A 26,578-nucleotide genomic window follows, 5' to 3' on the forward strand; every position below is an offset into this window, starting at 1 on the left:
CTGTCTGGTCGCTATGTTACGGACGGGGTGGTGCCAGAATAGGGGAGGGCCGCGTGGGGGATCCCACTGCGGCTGCCGCGCCGATTATGCTAGGATGCACGGCGCTTGCAACCGAGTGAGCCTCATTATCATTCTAAATATTACAGATTTTTAATCATGTTATGCGGGGAAAATTACGTTTGACAGGATGCTATCCTATCCAACCGGCGGACAACCGATCGCTCTGGTACATGCTTCGCCGTGGGCTGGCTCCGTGGGGGCTCGCCCTCTGCCTGTTGCTGCTGGTGACGCCGGCCATGGCGGCCAAGCTGACCTATCAGATCAAGGGGGTCAAAGGAGAGCAGAAGGATAACGTCGAAGCCTACCTCAATGCCCTGCCCGTCTATCAGGAGCGCCAGTATCGCACCGCCCGCGCCAAGATCACCGAGAGCGTGCAGCAAGCCCTGCAGGTCTACGGCTACTACCAGCCCAAGATCACCCTGAGCCGCGACAAGAAGGCCCCCGCCAAGGTGGTGGTCGCCATAGAGAGGGGCAAGCCCGTGCTCATCTCGCGCCTCGACATCCTGCTGGAAGGGGATGCGGGCAGTGACGAGGTCTACAGCGAGCTGCTGGACAAGCTGCCCCTCAAGGAGGGGGATCCCCTCAACCATGGCAAGTACGAATCCATCAAGGCGGATCTCGGCAGCCTGGGGCTGGCTCGCGGCTACTTTGACGCCAAGATCAGCAAGAGCCAGGTCAAGGTCTTCCCGGAGCAGGGCAAGGCCGAGATCTTCATCCTGTTCCGCTCAGGCCCCCGCTATCACTTCGGCGAGATCCACTACGATGCGACGCCGGAGGCGCTGCGCCTCATCCGGCCGCTGATCAACATCAAGAGCGGCGATCCCTATCTGGCGATCCGCCTCGCCGAGATGTCGCAGGATGTCTCCTCCACCAAGCTGTTCAAGCAGGTGGACATCAAGCCCATGATAAGCCAGGCCGAGGGCAACCGGGTGCCGGTGCAGGTGACGCTCGCCAATCGGGTCGATCACGAGATCGAGACCGGTATCGGCTATGCCACCGACGTCGGACCGCGCTTGAGCGCCACCTGGGAGAAGCCCTGGGTCAACCGCTACGGGCACAGCCTCTCCAGTACCGCCAAGATCTCGGCCCCGGAGGCGGAGCTCAGCTTCGATTACCAGATCCCGGTGGGCAACCCGCTGCGGGACTATTACTCCCTGCAGGCGGGTTACCAGTACACCGACAACAACGATACCCGCTCCGATCTGGCCACCTTCGGCGTGCACCGCTGGACGCGGCGGCCGGAGAGCTGGGACAGAGACGTCTTCATCCGGTTGGAGAACGAGCGCTACGTGCAGGGTAACGACGAGGGGAACAGCCTGCTGCTGATCCCGGGTGTCTCCTGGTCGAGGCTGCGGGTGCGTGGCGGTCTGGTGCCGGATTGGGGGGATCGCCAACAACTGACGATGGAGTTTTCCAGTCCCTACTGGGGCTCTGACATCAACTTCATGCGGGTGTGGGGGCGCAGCAAGTGGCTGCGGACCCTGGGGGAGGATCACCGCTTCCTGATGCGAGTCGAGCAGGGGGCCATCATCGGCGACGAGTTCTCCCTGGTGCCCCCTTCCCTGCGTTTCTTCACCGGTGGCGATCAGACCATCCGTGGCTACGGCTATGAGACCGTCTCCCCGAAGGGGGACGATGGCAAGCTCACCGGCGGCCGTTACACCAGCGTGGGCAGCCTGGAGTACAACTACCGCTTCAGCGAGAAGTGGCTTGGCGCTTTGTTCGTGGATGGCGGTACCGCCACCAACGATTACACCGAGGCCTGGAAGATAGGCACCGGGGTCGGGGTGCGCTGGGTGACCCCCATCGGCCAGGTCAGGCTGGATCTGGCGGTGGGGATCTCCGAGGAAGACAAGCCGCTGCGGCTGCACTTCGCGCTGGGGCCTGAACTATGAGGCAGCTAAATACGCTATTTATTAAAAACTCAGTGATATCCTGCGCTGAAAATATCGCTACTTTCAATTCAATTATGCTGGTTCGGCCGCTGCGGCTGCATTTCTCGCTGGGGTCTGCATCGTGATCTGGATAAAACGTATTTTCTTGTGGCCGACGAGTTTCTCCTCTTCGCAGGGGGTGGCACCGTGATCTGGATAAAACGCATCTTCCTGTGGTTGATGGGCCTCATCTTCCTGCTGCTCATCGGCGTCAGCCTGCTGGGCTTCACCCATCCGGGCAACCAGTGGCTATGGCAACAGGCCAAGTCGGCGCTGCCGTCTCTCAAGGGAGAGCTGGTGGCCGGCCAGCTCGGCTACGGCTGGACTCTGAAAGGACTCGGCTGGCAAGATGCGTTGGTGGATGTCACCATCGAGCACGCCGTGCTGGACTGGGATCTCGGCAAGTTGCTGCAGGGCAAGATCTGGATCAAGTCGCTGGAGGTGACCCATCCCGTGGCCCGGGCGGCCAAGTCCGAACCGGCGGCCGAAGAGCCGACGGCGCCCTTCGTCTGGCGGCCACTGCCGCTGCGTATCCAGATCGACAGCCTCAAGGTGACGGACCTGGATCTCGCCGTGCCGGGGGTGGCGCTGACTCTCAAGTCTCTCGACATAGGAGCGACCCTGGATCGCAAGGGGCTGATCGTGCGGGGGCCCGCGCTCGATGGGCTCAACATCGTACTGGCGGATGCCCCCGAGGAGCCTGCCGACAACAAAAAGTCCGCCGACAAGGCGAAGACGCCCGCCAAGGCGGCGCAGAACAAGGCGGCCACTGACAAACAGGACAAGCAGGGTCAGGATGTCTCCCTGGCGGCGGCCAAGCCGCCCGAGGGGAGCAAGGCTGACAAGAGCAGCAAGAGCAAGGCCGCAAGCAAGCCCGCGCCCATAGCGCTGCCCGCCATCCGCCTGCCATTCCCCATCCAGCTGGAAGGCCTGAGCATCACCAGGCTGCGCTACCAGCAGGGGGAGCTTATCGAGGGGCTCGACCAGTTGCTGCTCAGCGCCACGGCCAAGGAGGAGCGCATCGAGGTTCGCGAGCTCTCTTTGCGTCACGACATGGCCGATCTGGCCCTGAGTGGTCATGTTCGTCTGGTGGAGGATTATCCCCTTTCCCTGACCCTGGACGCCAAGGCCCGCAAGGGGCTCAAGCCGTGGGAGCTCGATACCGAGCAGGCGAAACTGACCCTGGATGGCTCGGTCGGCAAGCTGGCGCTGGCGCTGCAGGCCAAGGGGCCTGTGGCGGCCAATCTCAAGGGCACCCTGGGGGCGCTGGATCCTGACTTGCCGTTCGAGCTGGCGCTGGACTGGAAGCACCTCGGCTGGCCGCTGCACAAGCCCGTAAAAGAGGAGCCCAGCTATCAGCTGGACAAGGGCAGCCTGAATGCCAAGGGCAAGCTCTCCGGCTACCAGTTTGCCTTGAACACCGGCGGCAAGGGCACGGACGTGCCCCCCTTCAAGCTGGCCCTGTCCGGCAAGGGGGACCTGACCCAGCTCGGCCGCATCGAGCTGCTGCTCAACGCCCTGACCGGGGAGCTCAAACTCGATGGCAAGCTGGCTTGGAGCAAGGGTGTCAAGTGGCAGGGCACCACCGAATTCAAGGAGATCAACCCGGCCGAGCTGGTGCCCGAGATCAAGGGCAAGCTGGCGGGCAAGATAGTCAGCCGCTTCGAGATGACCGAGGCGGGCCACTGGCAGCTGGCCCTGCCCGAGCTCAAGGTCGAGGGCAAGTTGAACCAGTATCCGTTGGCCCTCAAGGGGGAGCTCAGCGGCAACGACAAGATGGAGTGGACCATCCCGGCGCTGGCGCTGCAAAGCGGCCCCAACCAGCTGCAGGCCAAAGGCGCCCTCACGGCGCAAGCCTGGAAGCTGGATGCGGATATCGACGCCCCCACCCTCGGTGGCATCTATCCCGGCCTCAAGGGGGACGTCAAGGGACAGGTGCGACTCACTGGCAGCCAGAAGGCGCCGAGAGTGAACGCCGATCTGGTGTCCGGCCGCCTCTCCTATGCGGGAACAGTGCTAAAAGGGATCGCCATCAAGGGCAATGCCCTGGTGGGGGACAAACCCGCCGGTGAGCTGGCGCTGACGGTGGCGAACCTGGTGCAGGGGACGACGGCCCTCTCCCAGCTCGCCCTGAACCTCAGCGGCGATCTCAATCGCCATGATCTGACCCTGACCATGAAAGGGGAGCCGGTGGCCGCGGACTTGAGTCTGAATGGCGGCCTGCGCGGTGACCACTGGCGCGGTACCCTCTCGACCCTGAAGATGAAGACGCCCCTCAAGCGCTGGGAGCTGATGGCGCCCTGGGCGCTGGATCTGGCGCTGTCCAAACAGCAGCTGACCATGGGGGATCTCTGCCTGGGATCCCAGAAGGCCAGTCTCTGCGTCAAGGGCAGCCAGATCTCCGCGGCCCAGGGCAGCCTGGAGTTTGCCCTCAATGCCCTCGATCTCAAGCGACTGCGCCCCTGGCTGCCGGACAACTTCCGCTGGCAAGCTGTGCTGTCGGCCGATGGCCGTGCCAGCTGGCGCGGCTCCCAACCGACCCTGCACGCCACAGTGCGTACCACGGCCGGTACCTTCATCGCCGACGAGCTCAAGACCGAGTACCAGCGGCTTGAACTCGGCGTCGATTTCGAACGCCAGCAGGCCGCCATCCGGCTCGACTTTGCCTCCAAGCAGATCGGCAACATCGACACCGCTCTGCTGATCAAAGAGCCCGCCGGGCGGGGCCAGCTGTCGGGTCAGCTCAAGTTTGACCAGCTCAAGCTCGCCACCTTCGCGCCGCTCATCCCCGAGGTGCGCTCCTTGCAGGGCTTCATCTCGGCGGATGCCCGCTTCGATGGCACCCTGAAAGCGCCCCTGCTGTATGGGGAGCTCGACCTGAAAGATGGCGAGGTGCAGACCCACTCCGACATGGTGACCCTCTCCAAGCTGGTGACCCGCCTCAAGATCCAGGGCAACAGAGCCGAACTCGATGGCACCATGATGGTGGGCAAGGGACCGCTCGCGCTGGGGGGCTGGCTGAGCTGGGCCCAGCAGCCCGTCACCGGCAGCCTCACCATCAAGGGCAAGGATCTGGAGGCGCAGTACCCGGGCATGGGCCGAGTACGGGTGACCCCGGACATCGCCATTTCGCTCGGGGAGGAGACCCGGGTCAGCGGTCAGGTGGACATTCCCTGGTCGCGGATCCTGGTCAAGAGCCTGCCAGAGAGCGCGGTGGCCGTCTCCGATGACGTGACCGTGATCTACGATGATCTGCCGCCGGTACCCAAAGCGGCACCGCTACCGATGGAGATCAAGCTCGCCATCCGGCTTGGCGACGATGTCCGGCTGGAGGCCATGGGGCTCAAGACCAAGATGACCGGGGCGCTCAACATTCGCCAGGATCCCTCCAAACCGCTGTCGGGCAACGGTCAGCTGGAGCTGAAAGATGGGCGTTTCAAGGCCTATGGTCAGAACCTCATCATCAAGGAAGGCCGCATCCTGTTCTCCGGCCCCATCGATCAGCCCTATCTCAATATCGAGGCGAACCGGGATCCCGATACCATAGAGGACAATGTCACCGTCGGGGTACGGGTGACGGGACCGGCGGCCAAGCCGAAGATCACCGTCTACTCCGAGCCGCAGATGGCGCAGTCCGAGCAGCTCTCCTACCTGCTGCGCGGCAAGGGGTTGCAGACCAGCGGTGAGGATGGCGGCTTCAACGGCCTGCTGGTGGCCGGCGCCGTCAGTCAGGCCAACGGGGTGGTCTCCAGCATAGGGGAGTCCCTCGGCATGAGCGATGTGGCTCTGGATACCGCCGGCAGCGGTGACGACACTCAGGTGACCCTGTCGGCCTATCTGCTGCCCGGCCTGCAGTTCCAGTACGGGGTCGGGGTGTTCAGCCCCATCGCCGAGTTCAAGCTGCGCTACGAGGTGCTGCCAAGGCTCTATCTGCAGGCGGTGAGCGGGGTAGCCCAGGCGGTGGATATCTTCTACCGCTTCACCCTGTGAGGAGAAAGGAGTGTGACGACGGGAGGCCTTGGCCTCCCGTTTGCTATTGGCGACGGGTGGCCGGGAGTGAATACGCCGGGGCTAAAAAGCGAAAACCCGGCGCTGGGCCGGGTTGTCTGAAGAATGGTGGAGGGAGAAGGATTCGAACCTTCGAAGGCAGAGCCGTCAGATTTACAGTCTGATCCCTTTGGCCGCTCGGGAACCCCTCCACGGGGTATTTCTCTTTCGATGTGGTACTGCTTTTTTGCACTTGAATGGTGGAGGGAGAAGGATTCGAACCTTCGAAGGCAGAGCCGTCAGATTTACAGTCTGATCCCTTTGGCCGCTCGGGAACCCCTCCTCGAGTGCGAGCGCATACTAACAGATCTGTCGCGCTTGTGAACCCCTTGGCTTTATTTTTAATGCTCAAAGGATCGGGTTGACGGCCGATAAGCAATGAAACCCCCATTTCCAAGATTTATCTCATGCTGCCCAGCGCGATTCGTGATCGACTGCTCGTTGATGAAGCCCAGTTGGGCCAGCGCCTCAACCAGGATCTCCGGCAAGGGGACAGGGCCGACTTCCGGCTGCACCTCGCCCTGCTGAGCGGGGCCGTCGAAGATCAGCCCTGGTTTGGGGCCACACCGGCGGCGCAGCCGCAAGAGCAGGAATGGCGCAGCCATTTCGGTCTGCCGCCCAAGGCGGCCTTGCAAGGGACTGTGGCGGAGCCCGATGCCAGCGAGCTCAACGAGCGTCTGCAACAGGGGGGGAACATGGTGGATGTGCGGCTCTGGCTGGCGCTGCGCTCGCCCCCGCTGGTGAGCAAGGCGCCGGCCCTGGATCCCGCCATCTACGACAACCTCTCGGCGTTGGGACGTGAGCGCTGGCAGGAGAGACAAGCTGCCCGGTCTCTGGCTTCCTACCCTGGAGGGGAGGTGCCCATGCTGATGCTGCCGCTGCTGGAGGAGTTGAAACTAGGAGTAGATGCCCGCTTGCGCTGGCTGAGTTGAGGAGCTGAGTGGCAGTATGCAAAAAGGCGGGATGACCCGCCTTTTTGCTCAATGGATGAGATGACTGCCCGGATCAGGCGTCGGCTTCGTCAGGCTCCGTCTGGGGAATGTCCTTGCCTGCGGCGGTTGCGCGGCGAGCAAGGGGTTTCTCGGTGTGGCGATTGAGCTGGCGTTCCAGCTTCTGGCCCAGATCCGTGATGGCGGCGTACAGATCCTCGTGCTCTGCCTGTGCAAACAGCTTGCCGTTGGGGATGCCGGCGGTGGCCTCGACGATATAGGTCAAACGCTCCTTGGAGATGATCACATGGGGTGTGATAAGAGGCACTTGAAGACGCTCGAGCTTTTCAAAACGGGATTCGATGCGCTCGCGAATGGCTGGGGTGATGTCGATGATTTTGCTGGTGATTTCGATTTTCATATTGGCCCCCTTTGGGTCGTCTTGCTTGTGTCTTCACCTCCAGATTACCCATGTCGCCAGATTGAAATGTGATCTGCGTCACAAAATAAGGCCTTGGTTATCTAGCGATTTATAAATTGTGAGCTTTTCCCGTTTCATGCCAAAAACCGCTTGAGCTCCACGAAACGGGCAGGCAGTATGAAGAAACTAGGCTCGTCTCTGTCCCCTCTTGGCAGCGCCTTGTGTCGACCTGATGTCTGGTTTTTGCCGCTTAGTTTCGTATTTTCTCTGTCTATCCTCGTCACCGCATCGCAGATTGATTGCCATGCGCGAATGGCGGTATGCGTAGAAGCGGATATTCCTCCCCCTCAAGCGAGCGTGGTGGATAACGTGGTTGCTGTAGTGTTGGAGTCGTAAATGAAGCAACAAGCCACCCAGATGATGTGGTTTTATGATCGGCAGCATGCGCAATGGAGCCTGTCTGATCATGTCTCTTGCCAGCCCTGGCAGGGGGAGGGGGCTCATCCCTGGGCCGGGCAGCTGGCGCAAGAGGATGAATCCGGTTTCGCCGATTTTCTCACCAGACTCTATCACTCGCGTCAACCTGGCCAGTTTATCGGCCACCTCTGCGATGAGAACGGCGCCGTGCACCACGTGCTCTGGAGCGGTCAGTATGTGCCAGCCCAGCAGGTGTGCTGTGGTTGGCTGGCACCGCTGGACGGGGTTCAGGGCGCCGAACTGCCGGACGGCCTGGTGCAACCCTCCCATCAGTTGCAAGATCCCCTGCTGACCCAGCTGGCCCAGGCCCTTTCCGCCAAGACCGGCCTCGATTTTTGCAATACCCTGGTCAACGAGCTCGCCCATATTCTGGGGGCCAATGCGGTCTGGCTGACGGAGCGCGTTGGCCGCGATCGACTCAGGGTGCTGGCGGGCCACGGGATCGACCTCAAAGAATATGCCCTCGCCGACATGCCCTGTCAGCGGCTCTACCGGCAAGATGCCGTCGCCGTGACCCCCATCAGCGAGCCCCTGACCGGCTGCACCGGCCTGCCACCGGGTCAGCACTATTACGCTCAGCCCCTGCTCGATCGCAGGGGGCAGGTCCTGGGCCATCTGGCGTTGCTGTTCCCGAGTCAGACCCAGACCGCGAACCTGGGCTCCGTGCTGACCATCTTCTCGGTGCGCATGGTGGCCGAGCTGGAACGTCTGCAAAGCGATGCGCAGTTGCGCCTGTCGGCGGTGGCGTTCGAAACTCATGAAGGGATCATCATCACGGATCCCGACTTCAAGATCCTGCGCGTCAACAACGCCTTCGGCCAGATCACCGGTTTTGACAACCAGGGCGTGATAGGCCGCTACCTTGGCAATGACCTCTGGTCCGGGCTGGGTGGGCTTGGCTATGAATTCAATGGCCTGGATCGCTGGCAGGGGGAAACCCAGCGGCTGCACGCCGACGGTCATGGCTATCCTCAGTGGGAAATCGTCACGCCGGTGCAGGATGACAAGGGGGGCATCAGTCACTACGTCATCTTCTTTGAAGACATTTCGGAGCGCAAGGCGGCGGAGCGCCGCATCCAGGATCTCGCCTATTACGATGAGCTGACCGGCTTGCCCAATCGCCGCCAGCTGCACGAGACCCTGGCCCAGGCGTTCATGGAGGCGAGCCGCGAGCACCTGATCGGTGCCCTGCTGTTTATCGATCTCGATCATTTCAAGACCATCAACGACTCCCTCGGCCACGCTACCGGCGACTGGCTGCTCAAAGAGGTGGCCAGCCGCCTCAAGCGATTGGTGCGGCAAGGGGATTGTCTGGCGCGGCTCGGCGGCGACGAGTTTGTGTTGCTGCTGCCCTCCCTCTCCATCAGCCCTCCCCAGGCTGAGATGCAGGCCGACCTCATCGCCGAGCGGCTCATCGGCGAGATTGCCGCGCCCTACAGCCATGGCGGCCAGGTGTTGCACATCGGCGCCAGCGTCGGCATCACCCTGTTTCCCGGGCGGGAGCAGGAGGCGGGGGACCTGCTCAAGCAGGCGGACACCGCCATGTATCAGGCGAAGTCGGCGGGCCGCAAGACCCGGCGCTTCTTCGATGCCTCCATGCAGTTGCAGGCCGATCGCCGTCTGCTCATCCACAACGAGCTGCGCAGCGCCCTCAACAACCAGGAGCTGACGCTCCACTATCAGCCCCAGCACATGGTGGAAGGGGGGGACATCATAGGGGTGGAGGCGCTGATCCGCTGGCAACCTCCTGGCCGCGCGCTGGTCTCCCCCGCCGAGTTCATTCCCATCGCCGAGGAGACGGATCTCATCGTCGACATCGGCAACTGGGTGCTGCACGAGGCGTGTGCCCAATATGTCTCCTGGGAGGAGAACGGGATCCACGTGCCCCAGCTGTCGGTCAATGTCAGTGCCAAGCAGTTCCATGCCCATGACTTCGTCGACTGCATTCACGACGTGCTGGCCGCCACCGGCATGGATCCCGCCTGCCTGAACCTGGAGATCACCGAGTCCGTGGTGCTCGGCCATGCGGAGGACACCATCAGCAAGATGGCCGAGCTCAAGACCCTTGGCATCAGCTTTGCCATCGACGACTTCGGCGCCGGTTACTCCTCCCTGAGCTACCTCAAGCGACTGCCGGCGGACGAGCTCAAGATAGATCGCTCCTTCATTCAGGACATCCCCAAGGATGGCGACAACATGGCCATCGTCGAGGCGGTGATCGCCATGGCCCGTCATATGGGCTTCAACGTGACGGCCGAGGGGGTCGAGTCGCGCCAGCAGCTGGAGTTCCTGCAGGCACAGGGTTGTCATTTCTTCCAGGGGTATCTCGCCTCCAAGCCGCTGCCAGTGCCCTATCTGGAGCGCTATATCAGCCGGCTGACGCGCCACGAGCGCAGCCCCCAGACCGATAAAAATAGTGTGGCGTAGCCCCCATCTTTAACGGGTAGAATGAAAGGCATGTCACCACCGCCAACGGGCGGTGGTTGTGCCTCTCAAGGGAGAACGCTATTCGTGAAAGCCGTCTGGGGAATCATCTTATCGGCGCTGTGTGTGCCTGGGCTTCTGCCGCAAGCCTCTGCTCAAACCATGGAGCAATCCCTCTATCGTCAGGCCTATGATGCGGTGCGGGCGGACGATCAGGCCCGTTTCCAGCAAATCCGTGCCCGCTTGACCCATTATCCGCTGCTGCCCTATCTGGATTACTACCAGCTGGCCTTCCGGCCGGGGGCGGCCGATTACGACGACGTGACCCGTTTCATCCGCCAGCACGGGGACACGCCCCAGTCCAACCGGTTGGAGCGCAGCTACCTCACCTACCTGGCCCAGAGCCAGCAGTGGTCCCAGTTCCTGCGCTTCTATCCGGCCAAGCCGAGCTCCACCGACTTGCTGTGCATGCACTATCAGGCGCGTTACTACACCGGACAGAAGACACAGGCGCTCAATGAAGCAGACAAGCTCTGGCTGAGCGGGCAATCCAGGCCCGATGCCTGCGATCCCCTGTTCCAGCTCTGGCAGCAGGCCGGCCTGCGCACCCAGGAGAAAATCTGGCAGCGAATGAAGCTGGCGTTCGAGGCGCAAAACCCCGATCTCATTCGCCACCTCGGCGCCCAGCTGAGTGGCAACCTGAAGCCCTACGGGGATCAGATGATCGCTTTGTTTGATCAACCCGCCAGGGCGATGAACCCGGCCAACTTCACGGCGGCGCCCCAGTCCAGACATCTGCTCGCCCTGGGGCTGGCCCGCTACGCCAATCAGGAGCCCGAGGCCGTGTTGCGCCAGCTGGGGGAGATGAAGCGTCGTTTCGGTCTGAACCAGACCGAGGTGGCGGCCGTGGAGCGCGCCGCCGCGCGCCGTCTGCTGCTGGACAGATCCCCCGCCCAGCGTGGCTGGCTGGATGGGACCCTGGCGCGCAGCAAGGATGGCGAGTTGCTGGAGCTAAGAGCGCGGCTCGCCATCTGGGAAGAGGATTGGCGAGGGCTCGAAGGCTGGGTCAAGAAGATGCCCATGGCGCTGCAGAAGGAGGATCGCTGGCGTTACTGGCTGGCTCGCTCCCTCGAGGTGAAGGGGCAGCAGAAGGCGGCGCGGGATCTCTATCTCGAGACCGCCAACCTGCGCGGTTTCTACGGCTTCATGGCGGCCCAGCGCACCGGTGTGCCCTATCGCATCAAGAACCAGAGCTCGGCGCACAAGGTGCCGGACTGGCGCACGGCGAGCAGCCGCTGGCCCTTCCTGCTGCGGGTGCGCGAGTTGCTGGACATGAACGAGATCACGGCGGCACGCTCTGAGTGGATCCATAACATGGATCGCAACCCGGTGGCCCAGCGCCTCGAGTTTGGTCACATCGCCCTCAATCAGGGCTGGCATGAGCTGGCGATCCTCTCCAGCATCCGGGCCGAGGCCTGGGACGCGCTCGACTTGCGCTTCCCCTTGCCGCTCAAGCGCACCTTCTCCCAGATGGCGCAGGAGCGCACCATGAACACCAGCCTGCTCTACGCCATTTCCCGCCAGGAGAGCGCCCTCTATCCGCTGGCGCAGTCGCCGGTCGGGGCACGTGGCCTGATGCAACTGATGCCGGCGACTGCCAAGGAGACGGCCGCCAAGCTGGGTGTACCCTATCGCAACGAGCAGCAGCTGTTCGATCCGGCCATGAACATCCGGCTCGGCAGCGCCTACCTCAAGCGCTTGCTGGATGTGTATGACGGCAACCGGATCCTGGCGGCGGCGGCCTATAACGCTGGGCCCGGCCGGGTCAAACGCTGGCGCGATCAGAGCGAGAACAAGCCGATGGACGTCTGGGTGGAGAGCATTCCCTATCGGGAGACGCGCAACTACGTCCAGAACGTGCTCTCCTTCGATCTCATCTATCAGCACAAGCTGCAGCAACCCCTGCGTTTCATGTCGGAACGCGAGCTCAATCACGCCTATTGAGAAGGGGAGGCAGTCGCCGCGGCGGTTGCCTCCCATTCTTGCCTCAAAATGGTTATCATCCCTTAAGCTTTGTTACAAAAGGAAACCTGCCAGGTGATCGGGCACCGCATCTTGGGCTGGCAGGTTCGATACAATAGCCCGATCAACACAGACAGGTTTCCCCAACAAAGGAATTGAGAGTGGCAACGATCAAAGATGTGTCTCAGCTGGCGAATGTGTCCATTTCGACGGTGTCGCGAGTCATCAACAACACGGCGCAGGTCGCCCCCGAGAAGCGCGAGGCTGTTCTCGCGGCCATGAAAGAGCTGAGTTTCCGTCCCAACAGCTTTGCCCAGGCCCTGGTGAGCAAACGTTCCAACTGCATCGGCGTACTGGTAGGGGATCTCTGCGGTGGCCCCTTCTTCGCCCAGATGATGCGCGGCATCGAGAGCATGGTCGACAAGGCGAACAAGTTCACCATAGTGGTGTCCGGCAACCACGATGCGACCCGTGAGCGGCACGCCATTCAGGCGCTGTTGCAGCGCCAGTGTGACGCCCTGATCCTGCACAGCAAGGCGCTGCCGGATGCCGAGCTGATCGAGCTGGCGACGGGCTCCACTCCCATCGTCTTCATCAACCGCCAGGTGCCGGGTTGCGAGGATCGCTGCGTCTGGCTGGACAACCAGGCGGGCATCACCACCGCCTGTCAGCACTTGCTGGATGCGGGGCATCGCAAGATTGCCTTCGTCACCTCGGATGACGAGGCGTTCGTCGATGGTCAACAGCGGATGGCGGGCTACAGGGTTGCCCTGCAGCGAGCCGGCATCGAGCTGGATCAGTCCCTGATCGGTCGCGCCTATGCCGATGAGAAAGGTGGCTATGTGGCCATGAGTGAATTGCTGGAGCGCGGTGTTGAGTTCAGCGCCGTGCTGGGCTTCAACGATGCCATGGTGGCGGGGGCCATCTCCTGTCTGCTGGAGCGCGGCTACAAGATCCCCCAGCAGGTGTCGGTGGTCGGCTTCGATGACATTCCCTACGCCCGCTACATCTACCCCAAGCTCACCACCGTGCGCTACCCCATCGAAGAGATGGGCGAGCGGGCCGCTGAACTGGCCTTGCGGCTGCTGGATCACAAGCCGGTCGACGGCCTGGCACTCAAGTTCGAGGCAGAACTGGTGCCCCGCGAATCCGTCGCCTGAACAAGAAATTGGCCCTGAACGGGCCAATTTATTCGTAAAACATTGAAAGCGCTTTCAGAAATCCTTTTCAACTGTGATCCGCTTCAAAGCTTTTTGACCGCGCTGCCACTAGGATAGGCCCACGAATTAGGAGCGTGCGCTCCCGATTTTCCCGCTGTGGGAGGTAACTGGTTAATCCAGCTATTTCCTTCGTTACTTTCGACGGTCATCATGGATGGCCGTTTTTTTTTGCCAGGATTTTACCGATGACAGTCGAGAGTGAGTATCAGACGGGAATAGTGGGGGCTGGCTGGCTGGGATTGCCGCTGGCGAAGGCGCTGCAGGTGCAGGGTCAATCGGTCGCGGTGACGGTCAGCTCGAGCGAGAAGGCCGCGCGCCTGGTGGCCGAAGGGATGCCGGCCTGGCCGCTGCAACTGTCGGCCCAGCTGGACGCCTTGCCGTTTCACTGCCGCGAGCTGGTTGTCTGCGTGCCGCCGAGCAAGACGGAAGATTACCCGGCCGCGGTGGCGCGCCTGTGCCAGCTGGCCAGGACGGCGGGCACGCAGCGGGTGCTGTTCATCAGTGCCACCTCGGTGTGGGCACCGGGGCAGGGGGAGGACGAAGCCCCTCAACCTGCTCATGCTCGCGGGATGCGAATGCTGGCCGCCGAGCAGGGGGTGCTGGGCGCAGGTTTTGAGTGCGCCATGGTGCTGCGTCCCGCCGGTCTCTATGGCCCGGATCGCCATCCCGGCCGTTTCCTCGCGGGCAAGACGCTGGCGGGGGGCGCTCAAGCGGTGAACCTGGTGCACCTGGACGACGTGGTGGCCGCCTGTCTGCTGATGCTGGCACAAGGGCAGGATGGGGACGCCTATAACCTGAGTGCCCCTGTGCACCCCAGGCGCGAGCAGCTCTATCCGTTTGCCTCGCGCCTGCTCGGGTTGGCGCCGCCGATCTTCACCGAGCCGAGCGGCGACTTTGCCCCCATCGAGGGGCAACGCATCTGCCAGCGGCTCGGCTTCGTCTACCGCTGGCCGGATCCGGCCCACTGGTTTGCCGAACAGGCAGCACAATCAGATTGAAAAAAGATGGGGCTCAATATTATCTGCTGCACTCCATCCAAGAGCTTGGCGGGTAATTGCGATTTGCCAAGGTCGGGATCGCCCCCTATCATGCCGCCACCCATATCCTGAGTACGGTCATGCGGCGCTCTATACCCGGCCTGCCTCGATGGGACGCCGGGTTCTCGCCGTCATACCGCCATTCATACCAGTCATAGAGAGTCGTAATGATGGTCGATACCAAGCGTCACCCCGATGGGGAACTGCTGCTGAGAACCCTGGCAATGCCAGCCGATACCAACCCCAATGGTGATATCTTCGGGGGCTGGATCATGTCCCAGATGGATATAGGTGGGGGCATCATGGCCAAGGAGCTGGCAAAGGGGCGCATCTGTACCGTGTCGGTCGAAGGCATGACCTTTCACAGTCCGGTCAAGGTGGGGGATGTGGTGTGCTGCTATGGCCGCTGTCTGAAGGTGGGGCGCAGCTCCATGCGCCTCAAGCTGGAGGTCTGGGTCAAGCCGGTGCTGCGGGAGAATGAAGCCCAGCGCTACTGCGTGACCGAGGGGGTATTCACTTACGTCGCCATCGACGATCAGGGTAAATCCCGCCCCGTCCCGGTCTGATCCTGCTCAGATAATCCGGGCGCTGATGATGGATATTTCCTGCTCAAGCCCGGTTTTTTGCCGTATCATGCGCTCCAGCATCTCTTCCGAGCCAACGCAGTGCTGGGCGTCAAACAGGCAGAGATCGCACTGGGGATCCCGCCTGATCTGGTAAACGGTGGAGAGCTCCACTTGATGACAAGTTCCTTGTTGATCATAAAATGTCACGCGGTACTGGTGCTGTCTCGCCATTGCGGGATCCCTCATGGATGAGTCGGGCCGGACACGAATAATGAGACTAGTCGGCGACCATGACACTTGTGTTGGTCATGGCCGATTGCAGAGGCAGGTGATTGTTAGCCAATGAAAAATAGTTATCGGATTCTGGGGACTTCCCTGCTGACGCTGGGACTGGTCGGTTGTTTCGAGGTGCCTGATCAGGATCATCTGGTCACGGCGGCGGGCATAGTGCCCGGCGTCAACTGCCAGCAACCGCCGCTGGTGGCGCTGGCGTCCACCGCCTTGCCCCGCGAGTTCGGCATCACCGTCTGGAATCTCTACAAGGGTCAGCGCAAGAACTGGCGCGAAGGGCTGGACGAGTACGCCAAGTCCAAGGATCTGGTGTTGCTGCAGGAGTCGGTCACCCGGCCCGAGATGCTGGACTGGCTCAAGACCGGTGACTTCCAGTGGCAGCAGTTGCAAGCCTTTACCCAGGGGGGTGTCTCCTTCGGTGTCATGACGGTGGCCAAGACGCCACAGGCCTTCGTCTGCGGCGTGCGCTCCCCCGAGCCACTGCTGCGTATTCCCAAGTCCGGCTTGGTGAGCCTGTACCCCTTGCAGGGCGATCCTGACGGTGTGCTGGTGGTGAACCTGCATGCGGTCAATTTCGAGTTGGGCATGGCGACCTTCCGCGAGCAGATCAACGATCTGACCGCACTGATCCATCGTCATCAGGGCCCGGTCATTCTGGCGGGGGATTTCAACACCTGGAGCGACAAGCGGGAATTCTGGTTGAACAAGCTGGTGGGGGAGCTCGGCCTGCAGGAAGCCATCCCGGTGCCGGATCTGCGCCGTACCGCCTTTGGCCGCCCGCTGGATCACCTCTACTACCGCAACCTGGATCTGGTGGAAGTGAGTTCGCCTGCCACCGATGCCTCGGATCACAACCCCATCATGGCGCGCTTCGCGGCTCAGGCCATCACGCCCTGATCGGGCCGGATGGCAGACAAAAAAATACCCCGCACCAGGCGGGGTATTTTTTTATCGGGTCTCAGCCATCAGCTGTTGTTTTTCACGAACAGGGTCAGTTCCTGACCCGGCTTGAGGTTGTCACGCTTGCCGAGCTGATTCCAGCGCATCACGTCGTTGACGGCGACCTGGAAGCGGGCGGCGATGGAGGAGAGGGAGTCTCCGCGACGGACCTGATAGACCATGGACTTGTTGCTGCCCTTGCCCTGCTTGGGCCAGACCACCAGTTTCATGCCCGGCTTCAGGGCCGACTTGGCATTCAATCCGTTCCACTTGGCCAGATCGGTGTGTGCCACACCGTGCGCCTGGCTGATGCTCCACAGGTTGTCACCGGAGCGCACCTGGTAGCTCACCTTGTTGCCACTGCGGCTGGCCAGCTGCTGCGGCTTGCTCTGGGCGACCTGGCTCGACGTGCCGCCGTTGGGGATCACCAGGCTCTGGCCACGGCGCAGGTTGGTGCCACGCAGGTTGTTGGCGAGCTTGAGCTGCTGCACGCTCACCCCGTGGTTCTGGGCGATGCGGGAGAGGGTATCGCCGCTGGTGACCTGATAGGAGCGCACGCCACGGGTGCGTTCACGCTTGGGCAGGTCGGCCAGCGCCAGCTCCAGGGTGTCGGCATATTCGACAGGCACCAGCAGGTTGTAAGGCCCCTGCGGCGACGTCGTGCCACGCTTGAGCGCGGGATTGAGTGCCTTGAGCTGGGAGGCTGACACCCCCGCCAACTGGGCGGCCACGTTCAGATCGATCTGACCACCGGTGTTGATGGTCCGCAGCTGCGGCTTGTTGGCCAGCACAGGCAGGGGGACATTGTACTTGTCCGCGTTGCGGATCATGTCCGCCATGGCCAGGATCTTGGGCACATACATCCGGGTCTCGCGGGGCAAGTCCAGGGACCAGTAGTCGGTCGGTCGACCGGCCTTCTGGTTGCGGATGATGGCGTTGCGCACCCGGCCTTCACCGGCGTTGTAGGCGGCCAGCGTCTGCAACCAGTCACCGTCGAAGAAGCGGTTCAAGTATTCCAGATAATCCAGCGCCGCATTGGTGGACGCAATCACATCGCGACGGCCGTCATACCAGTTGTCGTGGCGCAGGCCGAAGTTTCTGCCGGTGGCAGGCACAAATTGCCAAAGACCGACCGCATTGCTGCGGGAGCGGGCATTGGGATCGAAGGTGCTCTCGATCATGGGGATGGTAATAAGCTCCATTGGCAGCTCACGCCGTTCGATTTCCTCTACCATCAGATACAGGTAGGGCTCAGCCCGGCTGGCAATGGTCGCCATATGCTTATCATTACGCAGTAACCAATCACGCTGTTGGCGGACCCGGGCATTATCATGCGAGTCCAGCTGCATATCATCGCTGATACGCACCCACAGGTTATCGGTGTCATCCATCTCTTCTAACTGCTCGTCGCCGAACAGCATTCTGGAAGAGTGTTTCTTGTACGTTTTCTTGCTGACTTGGGGGGATTTGATCGGCTCGATTGCCGTTACCGCCCGGTCATCCTGATGGCTCAGGTTTTGACAGCCGCTGAGAAACAGCGCTGCCAATAAGGCCGTTCGTAGCTTCATCTCGCTCAGGTCATCTATTGAAAAACAGCTCGCATCATAAGGGGCAATGGCCCCCTGATCAAGGTTTGTTCAAAAAACGTCCTTCCAGCCCCGCAGCACGGCGAAGGTATCCTCTGGATTTTCCAAGCATTTAAGGGCGTATTTCTCAGCAGAAAATCTCACGGAATCCTGCTCGCAGCGTATGAAAACGTTGAAATGCCGTTCATCCCCCAGCCGAGAAGGGAGGCTCGGCAGACCCTGTTGGCGCAACTTGCTGATCACCCCGATCCGCTGCTGGATCGCCAGGTTGTCGGGTTCGACCGCGTGGGCGAAACGCAGGTTGGAGAGGGTGTACTCATGAGCACAATAGAGGAGGGTGTCATCGGGCAGGGCCGCGAGCCGTTGCAGTGAATCGTGCATCTGGGCCGGGGTGCCTTCGAACAGACGGCCGCAGCCGGCGGAGAAGAGGGTATCGCCGCAAAACAGCATACCCTGACCGTGGTAGGCGATGTGACCCAGGGTGTGGCCGGGCACATGGATGACGTCCAGGCTCAGGCCATGCCAGTTGATCTGATCGCCATCTTCCAGCCACTGGCCGTGATGGTCCGGCATGGGATCCAGTTTCGGGCCATAGAGGCGGGCATGGGGGAAGTGGTGAAGCAGCTCGAGCACGCCGCCCACATGATCGCGATGGTGGTGGGTCAACAAGATGGCGTCGAGCTCTAGCCCCAGGGCCTCGAGCCGTTCCAGCACGGGCGCCGCCTCGCCCGGATCGACAACCAGGCAGTGATTCTCGTGTCGGATCAACCAGATGTAATTGTCACTGAAGGCTGGAACTGTGATGACGGTATACATGAGTCGGTTTCTCTTTGTGTTCTCTTTATGGGAGGGATCTTATATAACAGAATGGCGTTTGAACCCCGGATTGGTCCCATTATGCAGCTGGCACGTACCGAACAACAGATCGAGATCCCGACCAGCTGGTCAGCGCTGCCCATGGGGGATTGGGTGGCGGCCGAAATCCAGGAACGGCTCGATAACTGGTGCCCGCACCTGTTTGGTTATCATCTGCTGAAAATTGGCGCCCTGAGTGCCGAGCTCTCCTGCGGGAACTCCTCCATCCGTCATCAGATTGGCATTGCCCCCGACGGCAGACCGCTGGATATCAAGGGCGATCCCCTGGCCTTGCCAGTACGATCCGGCAGCGTGGATGCCTGTCTGCTCGCCCATTGCCTCGATTTTTCACCGGATCCCCATCAGGTGCTGCGCGAGGCTGAGCGGGTGTTGACCGAGGATGGCTGGCTCATCGTCAGCGGCTATAACCCCGCCAGTCTGGTGGGGCTTGGCCATTACCTGCCGATGATGCGCCAGCGTCTGCCCTGGTCGGCGCGCATGTTCACCCCGCTGCGGGTGACCGACTGGCTGCAGTTGCTGGGGTGCGAGGTGATGTTTGACGAGCGCTTCGGCTTCTCTTTTATGGGCAAGCAGAGCCGGATCGGCTGGTGGCGAGAGAGTCTTGGGCAGGACTATTGCCGGCCCCTGGCCTCGGTCTATGTAATAGCCGCCCGCAAGCGGCGCTTTCCCATCACGCCGGTGCGCCGTCGCTGGCGTCTGCCCGAGTCGATAGCGGCGCCGGGCATGGCGCGTCAGGGCTGGTAGCAGGCGTTAATAGCCGGGCGGCACCAGAGCCTCAGGGTTGATAGCCCGTGTCTTCGGCGAGTTGTTTGCCGCTGGCGGCATCGCGTGCCAGTACATCGCAGCGTTCGTTCTCCGGGTGGCCAGAGTGCCCCTTGACCCAGAGCCACTCTATCTGATGGCGGCTCGCCTCCGCATCCAGTGCCTGCCAGAGATCCACGTTCTTGACCGGTTGGCGGTTTGACGTCATCCAGCCTTTCTTCTTCCAGCCGATGATCCACTGGGTGATCCCCTGGCGCACATACTGGCTGTCGGTGGTGAGGCGAACCAGGCAGGGCTCGTTCAGGGTACGCAGTCCCATGATGGCGGCCATCAGCTCCATCCGGTTGTTGGTGGTCAGCCGATAGCCTCCCGCCAATTCCTTGCGATGTTTGCCATAGACCATGACGGCGCCATAGCCACCGGGGCCCGGATTGCCGAGACAGGAACCATCCGTATATAAATCAATCTGTTTTTGCATGGTGCTTGAGGGTAAACTAGCGAGTAAAACCGAAGTTTGACATAGATTGGATCATGAACACACCCCAACTGAATCGCCAGATCATTCTGGATACTGAAACCACAGGTATGAACACGGCAGGCGGTCCCGTCTACCTCGGGCACCGCATCATCGAGATCGGCTGTGTGGAGGTGATCAACCGCAAACTGACCGGCAACCATTTCCATGTCTATATCAAGCCGGATCGACTGGTGGACCCCGAGGCCATCGCGGTGCACGGTATCACCGATGCCTTCCTGGTCGACAAGCCCGCCTTTAGCCAGATAGCGGACGACTTCATCGAGTTCATCCGCGGCGCCGAGCTCATCGCCCACAACGCGCCCTTCGACGTGGGCTTCATGGACTACGAGTTCAGCAAGCTTGGCCTGAGCTTCAAGACGGCGGATATCTGCGGCATCACCGATACCCTGGCGATGGCGCGGGATCTCTTCCCCGGCAAGCGTAACAACCTGGACGTGCTCTGCGATCGCTACGGCATCGACAACTCTCACCGCACCCTGCATGGGGCCTTGCTCGATGCGGAGATCCTGGCCGACGTCTATCTGCTGATGACGGGTGGCCAGACCAAGCTTAATCTGGCCAGCGAGAGCAGTGAAAACGACAGCAACCAGGACACCGGGATCCGCCGGCTGGAGAGCAACCGCCCGCCGCTCAAGGTGATCCGAGCCAGTGACGAGGTGGTGGCGACTCACGAGGGACGGCTCGATCTGGTGCAGAAGAAGGGAGGCGCCTGCCTGTGGCGGCAATGAGCCCATTTTGGGGCGGGTTGCTGCTGGCCTCGCTGTCGCTCCCGATGGCGACTATGGCCAACGAGGTGTTTGCCCCCTCCGACATTCCGCTGCTCGACAACCGCTTTCGCATCGATTACGGGGTGAAGGAGATCACCTTCATCATCAAACGCAAGCCGGGTACCCCCTCGGTGATCCTGGTGCAACCCGATGGCAGCAAGCTCTATGTGGGCAAGGTCACGCCACCGGACGTAGGCTGGCTGGCGCAGCAGGATCAGGATCTCATTACTGTCCGCAATCCCATGGCGGGCCCCTGGCAAGCCATTGGCGGGGTCGACCCCGATAACCGGGTGCGGCTGCTGTCTGACATCCGGCTCGAGAGCGAGCCGCTGCCGTCCCGACTCTATCAGGGGGAGCGGGTCAAGCTGCAATCCCGGCTGCTGATCGATGGTGCGGCGCCCGGGGCTGGCTATTACCTCTCCGATCTCGGCATGACGGTGAAGCTGCAGCAGTTTGGGGAGGGCGACCCGAGCGGGGAGCCTCTGTTTGAGGAGACCCTTGGCCGCTATCTGGACGATGGCAAGGGGCTCGACGAGGTGCCGGGTGATGGCGTCATGACCGCCGAGGCCGTGCTGGACGTCCCGGCCGGCAAGTATCGCGCCCTCTACAGCACCGGCAACCAGGTGTTCTCCCGCGCTCAGTCACAGCAGGTGCTGCTCTATCCCTGGCCGGTCAGTTACACCCTGGCGGCGCCCTCGGGTGAGGCGGGGGCCAAGCTCTCCTTGCTCATTGATGCCGACGAGCTGGATCCGGCCTCGGTGGCTATCCAGGGCAAGGCCGTCAACAGCACGGGGGAGAGCCTGGCGTTCAATGCGGTGGCGAGTGAACCTCGCATCAGCATCGATCTCCCCACCCTCAAGGCGGTGGGGCAGTACAAGGTCGAGGCAACCCTGTTTGGCACGACCCGGCTCGGGCGTGAAATTCAACTGCAGCTGCCGACCAAGTCGTTCAACATACTGCCGGTGCTGGCACCCGAGCCCTCTGCGGCCTCAGCCACCCCGGTGGTGACACCGGTCGAGCCGCAACCTGAGGAGCAGGACAGCAGCTGGCTGCCCTGGGCCTTGGGAGGCGGCGGTGTCCTGCTGCTGCTTGGGGCGGGCGGCGTTATCGTGCTGCAAAAGCGCCGGACCCTGCACAAGGCGATGGCGGCGCAAAAGGCGCAGGGCGAGGCCGCACCTGCGCCCACGCTGGACCTGAACCTGCCGGAGCAGTAGGCCTAACGCTGGTTGTGAAAAAGCCGCCCGAGTGGGCGGCTTTTTCATGAGAAACCAGCACCAGGGCGGCTCAGTGCGCACCTATATAGATGTCCTTGTGCTGTTCGCGGATGTCGAGAAACTTGTCCAGATTGGCCAGCATCAGCGTCACCAGCTGCGGGTCGAAGTGCTGACCCCGTTCGGTTTCGATAAGCTCCAGCACGCGGTCCAGCGGCCAGGCCTGCTTGTAGCAGCGATCCGATCCCAGGGCATCGAACACGTCGGCCAGCGCGACTATCCGCCCCTCCAGCGGGATGGCCTCGCCCCGGAGCCCGCGGGGATAGCCGCTGCCATTCCATTTCTCATGGTGGCTGCCGGCGATGGTGGCGCCTATCTGGAACAGCGCCAGATCGCTGCCGGAGAGCATGTCCTGCCCCAATTGCGCGTGGGTCTTCATGATCTCCCACTCTTCCGGTGTGAGCTTGCCCGGCTTGTGCAAGATGGCATCCGGGATCCCCACTTTGCCGATGTCGTGCAGGGGAGAGGCGCGTTTGATGAGTTCGCAGCGCTCCTCGTTCATGCCGAGCAGCTGGCAGAACAGCTCGGTATAGAGTGCCACCCGCTTGACGTGCAGGCCGGATTCCTTGGAGCGGGTTTCCACCAGTTCACCGATGCGGTAGATGATCTCGCGCTGGTTGTCGCCGATGACCTCGTTGAGCCGGATGTTTTCCAGCGCCACTATGATGTTCTCGGTAAACAGACTCAGCAGGCCTGTGTCCATCTGGTTGAGGGGGCGGAAAGTTTCGATGTGGAACAGCAGGTGGTGGCGGGCATTCTGGCAGTAGAGCACCATCTGGTTGCCGTCGTAGACGTTGGCACCCCTGGTCATGGCGTGACGCAGAATGACGGGTGCCTCGCTCAGTCGCAGGGGCGGCTCATCGCTGAGCAGGGGTTCGAGCTCCTGATCCCGGACCTCGTAGGCCAGGTGCTTCACATCGTAGATCTGGGAGTCTTCCAGATTGAGCAGGGCGCTGAGCTGGGTCTGGGCCCCCTCGACGAACTGACGCAGTGCCCGCTGCTCGAAGATCCCCTTGGACGCCTCTATGACCTTCTCCAGTCCCTGTCGATTGCTCTCCAGGGTGCGGATATCCCGGTAGGAGCGCAGGCTGGCGCGCAGCAGGGTGCGCAACTTCTGGGAGGTGAGCTCGGTCTTGTCTTTGTAGTCGTTGATGTCGTAGTTGGTGACGACGTCATCCTCCGGTGCCTGACCGGGCTGGCCGGTCCGCAGTACGATGCGCACCATCTTGTTTTGCAGCTCGTCGCGTACGAACTTCACCACCTCGAGACCGGCGTCATCAGCCTCCATGACCACATCGAGCAGCAGCAAGGCGAGATCCGAGGTCGTGGCGAGCAGTGCCTTGGCCTCGGCGGCCGAATAGGCGTGCAGAAAATCAATGGGCTTGCCGTCGAATTCAAATTTGCTCAGGGTGATCTTGGTGATGCGGTGCACTTCCGGCTCATCATCCACAATCATCACCTTCCAGCCGGCTTGTCGCGATACGGGCAGGGGCAGATCGTCGTCGTCAATAATCAGGATTTGATCATCCATTATGCAATCCTGTTTGTGATCCTGTGCATACCTTAACTGCTTCATTAAAGATAGGAAACGGATAGATTTACAAAATTTGATCCAGCTGGCGTCTCTTTTTTCGCCTCGGTAGCACGAGTGATTCAGGCATAAAAAACGCCTCCACGAGGGAGGCGTTTTACTGCTCAGGGTCGGACTCAGGCTGCTCTGTGATAGGCAGATGGCTCGAACAGCGACTTGTTGGCGACGAGATCGATGGGGTCGAAGTCATCGACGTTGATGGTCTGCAGACGGCTCTGCTCGGCACGGCGCAGCAGCTCGGCCTCGGCCGGGTTGATGACCCCCAGCGCCAACCCCTCGTCGGCGACCTTGTCCAACTGGGTGAAGGGGCGCTTGCGACCGTCTGCCTTGCAGATCTTCTCGAACAGCGGCTCGGCGGCCAGCACGTCTTCGAGCGCCTGCTCCAGCAGGCCGAAGGGATTGCCCTCCTCGCGGGTGAGGTACTGCCCTTCGGCCAGACGACTGCGGGTGGCACTCGGGGTCTGCAGCAGACGGGCGACTTGCTGGTCCAGCTTGTCGCTCGGACGTTTCAGATCCCGACCCAGCGGCAGCACTATGACGCGCAGGGCCAGCCCAATCCAGCGGTTCGGGAAGTTGCGCAGCAACTCATCGATCGCTTCCTGCGCCTTGAACATGGCATCTTGCAGTGCCCAGTGCAGCAGCGGCAGATCCGCCTGCTGGCGACCCTCGTCCTGATAGCGCTTGAGGGCGCTGGAGGCCAGATAGAGCTGGCTCAGCACGTCGCCGAGACGGGCGGAGACCCGCTCCTTGCGCTTGAGCTCGCCGCCCAGGGTGCCCATCGCCATGTCGGACAGGAAGGCGAGGTTGGCGGAGAGACGGGTCAGCTGCTGATAGTAGCCCTTGGTCTGGTCCTTGAACGGCGCCGCCGCCAGCTTGGCGCCGGTCAGGCCCAGCCAGAAGCTGCGCACCAGGTTGCTGATGGCGAAGCCGACGTGGCTGAACATCGCCTTGTCGAACTCCTTGAGCGCCACTTCCTTGTCCGGGTGGCTGGCGGCCAGCATCTCCGGCAACACATAGGGATGGCAGCGGATGGCGCCTTGACCGTAGATGATCATGCTGCGGGTCAGGATGTTGGCCCCCTCGACGGTCACCGCGATGGGGGCGCCCTGATAGCCGCGAGCCAGGTAGTTGTTCGGGCCCATGCAGATCGCCTTGCCACCGTGGATGTCCATGGCATCGATGACGCACTTCTGGGCACGGTCGGTGAGGTGGTACTTGACGATGGCGGAGATGACCGAGGGTTTCTCCCCCAGATCGATGCCGGTGACCGTCAGCTTGGCGGCGGCCCCCATGATGTAGGCGTTGCCACCCAGGCGAGCGAGCGGCTCTTCGATCCCCTCCATCTTGCCGATGGGCAGCTTGAACTGGCGGCGAATGCGGCTGTAGGCGCCGCTCGCCAGGGCCAGCATCTTGACGCCGCCTGTGCTGTTGGAGGGCAGGGTGATACCGCGGCCGACCGACAGACACTCCACCAGCATGCGCCAGCCCTGGCCGGCCATGGCCGGGCCGCCGATGATGAAGTCGAGCGGCACGAACACCTCTTCACCGCGGGTCGGACCGTTCTGGAACGGCACGTTGAGCGGGAAGTGACGGCGGCCAATCTCGACTCCCTTGATGTGAGTCGGGATCAGGGCGCAGGTGATGCCGAGATCGATTTCTTCACCCAGCAGGTGATCCGGGTCACGCAACTTGAACGCCAGTCCCAGCACGGTGGCAATGGGGGCGAGCGTGATGTAGCGCTTGTTCCAGGTCAGGCGCATGCCGAGCACCTCTTCCCCTTCCCATTCGCCCTTGCAGACGATGCCGAAGTCCGGGATGGAGCCCGCATCCGAACCCGCTTCCGGGCTGGTCAGGGCGAAACAGGGGATCTCCTTGCCAATCGCCAGACGCGGCAGGTAGTGGTCCTTTTGCTCCTCGGTGCCGTAGTGTTGCAGCAGCTCGCCCGGCCCTAAGGAGTTGGGCACGCCGACGGTGGAGGCGAGCACGGCGCTGGCGCCGCACAGCTTTTGCAGCACGCAGGACTGGGCATAGGCGGAAAATTCCAGGCCACCGTACTTCTTCTTGATGATCATGGCGAAGAACTTGTGGTCCTTCAGGTATTGCCATACCTCGGGGGAGAGATCGGCGCGCTCGTGGGTCACTTCCCAGTCGTCGACCATGCGACAGACTTCTTCGACCGGGCCATCCATGAAGGCCTGTTCCTCGGCGCTGAGGGTGCTGACCGGAATGGCGTGCAGCTTTTTCCAGTTCGGGTTGCCGGCAAAGAGGTCGGCTTCCCACCAGGTGGTGCCCGCCTCGATGGCCTCTTTCTCGGTACGAGACATCTCCGGCATGATGGACTTGTAGATCTTGAACAGGGGTCTGGTCAGTTGATTACGGCGAAACTCCACCAGATTCAACGGGATGGCAACCAGGGCGAAGAGTACCCAGATCAACAGGGGGACCTGGCCATAGAAGGCACCTATGACCAATGCGGCCGCCGTGGCCAGCGTGGAGGTGAACAGAGACGCCCGGCGATAAGCCATGGCGCCGATCACCAGGATCACTCCGAGCAGAGTGAGGGTCGTCGTCATTTTTCGCTCCTTGCATGAGTTGCCGAAATTGTGTGGAGAGTGGGTTAACTGATCCAGAGGTCTGACCTGTTGGATGTGGCCCCAGTTGTAATTCATGTGCACAAACTTATCAAGCTGTTTACAAGCTCGTTACCTTGAGGCCGTGATCGGCCTAACGTCTCGCGGGGGCATCTTGGCGGGCAGGGGGGCGACGGCGAGATTGGCTTGTGCGACAATGAGCCGACCCTATGTTGGACGATACAAAGAG

At 61.8% G+C, this 26,578-nt stretch carries 19 protein-coding genes and 2 tRNA genes; 12 read left to right on the top strand and 9 right to left on the bottom strand.

Annotated features, from left to right (window positions below):
* The first annotated feature begins 230 nt into the window (after positions 1-230).
* Both tamA and tamB read left to right on the top strand, forming a co-directional pair.
* On the top strand, positions 231-1,955 hold the full coding sequence (gene tamA / locus LG30_RS0103530) for an autotransporter assembly complex protein TamA (protein ID WP_152599003.1): 1,725 nt from the start codon (positions 231-233) through the stop codon (positions 1,953-1,955).
* Positions 1,956-2,141: 186 nt separating this feature from the next.
* The gene (tamB, locus tag LG30_RS0103535) at positions 2,142-5,984 is read left to right on the top strand and encodes an autotransporter assembly complex protein TamB (protein ID WP_033129396.1); all 3,843 of its coding nucleotides are present in this window, start codon (positions 2,142-2,144) and stop codon (positions 5,982-5,984) included.
* A 124-nt stretch (positions 5,985-6,108) separates the two neighbouring features.
* On the opposite strand, the gene LG30_RS0103540 is transcribed toward tamB, so the two are convergent.
* Positions 6,109-6,193, bottom strand: a tRNA-Tyr gene (locus LG30_RS0103540).
* Positions 6,194-6,239: 46 nt separating this feature from the next.
* Positions 6,240-6,324 (bottom strand) — tRNA-Tyr (locus tag LG30_RS0103545).
* A 124-nt stretch (positions 6,325-6,448) separates the two neighbouring features.
* Between LG30_RS0103545 and LG30_RS0103550 the strand changes: the two genes are divergently transcribed.
* A complete protein-coding gene (locus LG30_RS0103550) occupies positions 6,449-6,973 on the top strand; it encodes a VC2046/SO_2500 family protein (protein ID WP_033129334.1) in 525 nt (174 codons plus the stop codon).
* A 73-nt stretch (positions 6,974-7,046) separates the two neighbouring features.
* Here LG30_RS0103550 and hpf read toward each other — a convergent pair whose 3' ends face one another.
* Entirely contained in the window at positions 7,047-7,391 is a 345-nt protein-coding gene (hpf, locus tag LG30_RS0103555) for a ribosome hibernation-promoting factor, HPF/YfiA family (RefSeq protein WP_033129335.1), read from the bottom strand.
* 396 nt (positions 7,392-7,787) lie between these two features.
* Between hpf and LG30_RS0103560 the strand changes: the two genes are divergently transcribed.
* The 5 genes from LG30_RS0103560 (at position 7,788) to yciA (ending at position 15,137) form a co-directional block, all read left to right on the top strand.
* Positions 7,788-10,295 carry a putative bifunctional diguanylate cyclase/phosphodiesterase gene (locus LG30_RS0103560; RefSeq protein WP_033129336.1) on the top strand — a complete coding sequence of 836 codons (2,508 nt, stop codon included), beginning with the start codon at positions 7,788-7,790 and terminating at the stop codon, positions 10,293-10,295.
* 84 nt (positions 10,296-10,379) lie between these two features.
* Positions 10,380-12,296: a transglycosylase SLT domain-containing protein gene (locus LG30_RS0103565; RefSeq protein WP_033129337.1), complete on the top strand. Its 1,917-nt coding sequence runs from the start codon at positions 10,380-10,382 to the stop codon at positions 12,294-12,296.
* A gap of 179 nt (positions 12,297-12,475) precedes the next feature.
* The gene (locus LG30_RS0103570) at positions 12,476-13,474 is read left to right on the top strand and encodes a LacI family DNA-binding transcriptional regulator (RefSeq protein WP_033129338.1); all 999 of its coding nucleotides are present in this window, start codon (positions 12,476-12,478) and stop codon (positions 13,472-13,474) included.
* A gap of 245 nt (positions 13,475-13,719) precedes the next feature.
* Entirely contained in the window at positions 13,720-14,532 is an 813-nt protein-coding gene (locus tag LG30_RS0103575; protein ID WP_033129339.1) for an NAD-dependent epimerase/dehydratase family protein, read from the top strand.
* A 206-nt stretch (positions 14,533-14,738) separates the two neighbouring features.
* Entirely contained in the window at positions 14,739-15,137 is a 399-nt protein-coding gene (gene yciA, locus LG30_RS0103580; RefSeq protein WP_033129340.1) for an acyl-CoA thioester hydrolase YciA, read from the top strand.
* Between the two features lie 6 nt (positions 15,138-15,143).
* Here the strand turns inward: yciA and LG30_RS0103585 are convergent, their stop codons facing one another.
* Positions 15,144-15,368 (bottom strand): hypothetical protein, encoded by a 225-nt coding sequence (locus LG30_RS0103585; protein WP_033129341.1) that lies wholly within the window; start codon positions 15,366-15,368, stop codon positions 15,144-15,146.
* A gap of 111 nt (positions 15,369-15,479) precedes the next feature.
* Here LG30_RS0103585 and LG30_RS0103590 point away from each other — a divergent pair, with 111 nt between their 5' ends.
* Positions 15,480-16,325, top strand: coding sequence for an endonuclease/exonuclease/phosphatase family protein (locus LG30_RS0103590; RefSeq protein ID WP_033129342.1), 846 nt, complete (start codon positions 15,480-15,482; stop codon positions 16,323-16,325).
* Positions 16,326-16,393: 68 nt separating this feature from the next.
* Here LG30_RS0103590 and LG30_RS0103595 read toward each other — a convergent pair whose 3' ends face one another.
* Positions 16,394-17,935, bottom strand: coding sequence for a LysM peptidoglycan-binding domain-containing protein (locus tag LG30_RS0103595; protein ID WP_033129343.1), 1,542 nt, complete (start codon positions 17,933-17,935; stop codon positions 16,394-16,396).
* Between the two features lie 69 nt (positions 17,936-18,004).
* A complete protein-coding gene (gene gloB, locus LG30_RS0103600; protein WP_033129344.1) occupies positions 18,005-18,769 on the bottom strand; it encodes a hydroxyacylglutathione hydrolase in 765 nt (254 codons plus the stop codon).
* An 81-nt stretch (positions 18,770-18,850) separates the two neighbouring features.
* Between gloB and LG30_RS0103605 the strand changes: the two genes are divergently transcribed.
* On the top strand, positions 18,851-19,573 hold the full coding sequence (locus LG30_RS0103605) for a class I SAM-dependent methyltransferase (protein WP_033129345.1): 723 nt from the start codon (positions 18,851-18,853) through the stop codon (positions 19,571-19,573).
* Positions 19,574-19,604: 31 nt separating this feature from the next.
* On the opposite strand, the gene rnhA is transcribed toward LG30_RS0103605, so the two are convergent.
* Positions 19,605-20,069, bottom strand: coding sequence for a ribonuclease HI (gene rnhA, locus LG30_RS0103610; RefSeq protein WP_033129346.1), 465 nt, complete (start codon positions 20,067-20,069; stop codon positions 19,605-19,607).
* Positions 20,070-20,122: 53 nt separating this feature from the next.
* On the opposite strand from rnhA, the gene dnaQ reads away from it, so the two are divergent.
* Positions 20,123-20,857: a DNA polymerase III subunit epsilon gene (dnaQ, locus tag LG30_RS0103615; RefSeq protein WP_033129347.1), complete on the top strand. Its 735-nt coding sequence runs from the start codon at positions 20,123-20,125 to the stop codon at positions 20,855-20,857.
* The gene (locus tag LG30_RS0103620) at positions 20,854-22,110 is read left to right on the top strand and encodes a TIGR03503 family protein (RefSeq protein WP_033129348.1); all 1,257 of its coding nucleotides are present in this window, start codon (positions 20,854-20,856) and stop codon (positions 22,108-22,110) included. The genes dnaQ and LG30_RS0103620 overlap by 4 nt, the downstream gene beginning before the upstream one ends.
* A 70-nt stretch (positions 22,111-22,180) precedes the next feature.
* On the opposite strand, the gene LG30_RS0103625 is transcribed toward LG30_RS0103620, so the two are convergent.
* Both LG30_RS0103625 and fadE read right to left on the bottom strand, forming a co-directional pair.
* Complete coding sequence (locus LG30_RS0103625; RefSeq protein ID WP_033129349.1) at positions 22,181-23,698, bottom strand: HD domain-containing phosphohydrolase; 1,518 nt, start codon at positions 23,696-23,698, stop codon at positions 22,181-22,183.
* Positions 23,699-23,874: 176 nt separating this feature from the next.
* Positions 23,875-26,331, bottom strand: coding sequence for an acyl-CoA dehydrogenase FadE (gene fadE, locus LG30_RS0103630; protein ID WP_033129350.1), 2,457 nt, complete (start codon positions 26,329-26,331; stop codon positions 23,875-23,877).
* Between the last annotated feature and the right edge of the window lie 247 nt (positions 26,332-26,578).

It is taken from the genome of Aeromonas aquatica (assembly GCF_000764655.1).
Lineage (GTDB): Bacteria > Pseudomonadota > Gammaproteobacteria > Enterobacterales > Aeromonadaceae > Aeromonas > Aeromonas aquatica.

What these genes read in the sequence shown, in the direction of transcription:
- tamA (WP_152599003.1), top strand. Translation starts at nt 231, where the DNA reads ATGCTTCGCCGTGGGCTGGCTCCGTGGGGGCTCGCCCTCTGCCTGTTG.
- yciA (WP_033129340.1), top strand. Translation starts at nt 14,739, where the DNA reads ATGATGGTCGATACCAAGCGTCACCCCGATGGGGAACTGCTGCTGAGA.
- LG30_RS0103590 (WP_033129342.1), top strand. Translation starts at nt 15,480, where the DNA reads ATGAAAAATAGTTATCGGATTCTGGGGACTTCCCTGCTGACGCTGGGA.
- dnaQ (WP_033129347.1), top strand. Translation starts at nt 20,123, where the DNA reads ATGAACACACCCCAACTGAATCGCCAGATCATTCTGGATACTGAAACC.
- rnhA (WP_033129346.1), bottom strand. Translation starts at nt 20,069, where the DNA reads ATGCAAAAACAGATTGATTTATATACGGATGGTTCCTGTCTCGGCAAT.
- LG30_RS0103560 (WP_033129336.1), top strand. Translation starts at nt 7,788, where the DNA reads ATGAAGCAACAAGCCACCCAGATGATGTGGTTTTATGATCGGCAGCAT.
- hpf (WP_033129335.1), bottom strand. Translation starts at nt 7,391, where the DNA reads ATGAAAATCGAAATCACCAGCAAAATCATCGACATCACCCCAGCCATT.
- LG30_RS0103620 (WP_033129348.1), top strand. Translation starts at nt 20,854, where the DNA reads ATGAGCCCATTTTGGGGCGGGTTGCTGCTGGCCTCGCTGTCGCTCCCG.
- LG30_RS0103585 (WP_033129341.1), bottom strand. Translation starts at nt 15,368, where the DNA reads ATGGCGAGACAGCACCAGTACCGCGTGACATTTTATGATCAACAAGGA.
- LG30_RS0103625 (WP_033129349.1), bottom strand. Translation starts at nt 23,698, where the DNA reads ATGGATGATCAAATCCTGATTATTGACGACGACGATCTGCCCCTGCCC.
- LG30_RS0103550 (WP_033129334.1), top strand. Translation starts at nt 6,449, where the DNA reads ATGCTGCCCAGCGCGATTCGTGATCGACTGCTCGTTGATGAAGCCCAG.
- fadE (WP_033129350.1), bottom strand. Translation starts at nt 26,331, where the DNA reads ATGACGACGACCCTCACTCTGCTCGGAGTGATCCTGGTGATCGGCGCC.
- LG30_RS0103575 (WP_033129339.1), top strand. Translation starts at nt 13,720, where the DNA reads ATGACAGTCGAGAGTGAGTATCAGACGGGAATAGTGGGGGCTGGCTGG.
- LG30_RS0103605 (WP_033129345.1), top strand. Translation starts at nt 18,851, where the DNA reads ATGCAGCTGGCACGTACCGAACAACAGATCGAGATCCCGACCAGCTGG.
- LG30_RS0103595 (WP_033129343.1), bottom strand. Translation starts at nt 17,935, where the DNA reads ATGAAGCTACGAACGGCCTTATTGGCAGCGCTGTTTCTCAGCGGCTGT.
- gloB (WP_033129344.1), bottom strand. Translation starts at nt 18,769, where the DNA reads ATGTATACCGTCATCACAGTTCCAGCCTTCAGTGACAATTACATCTGG.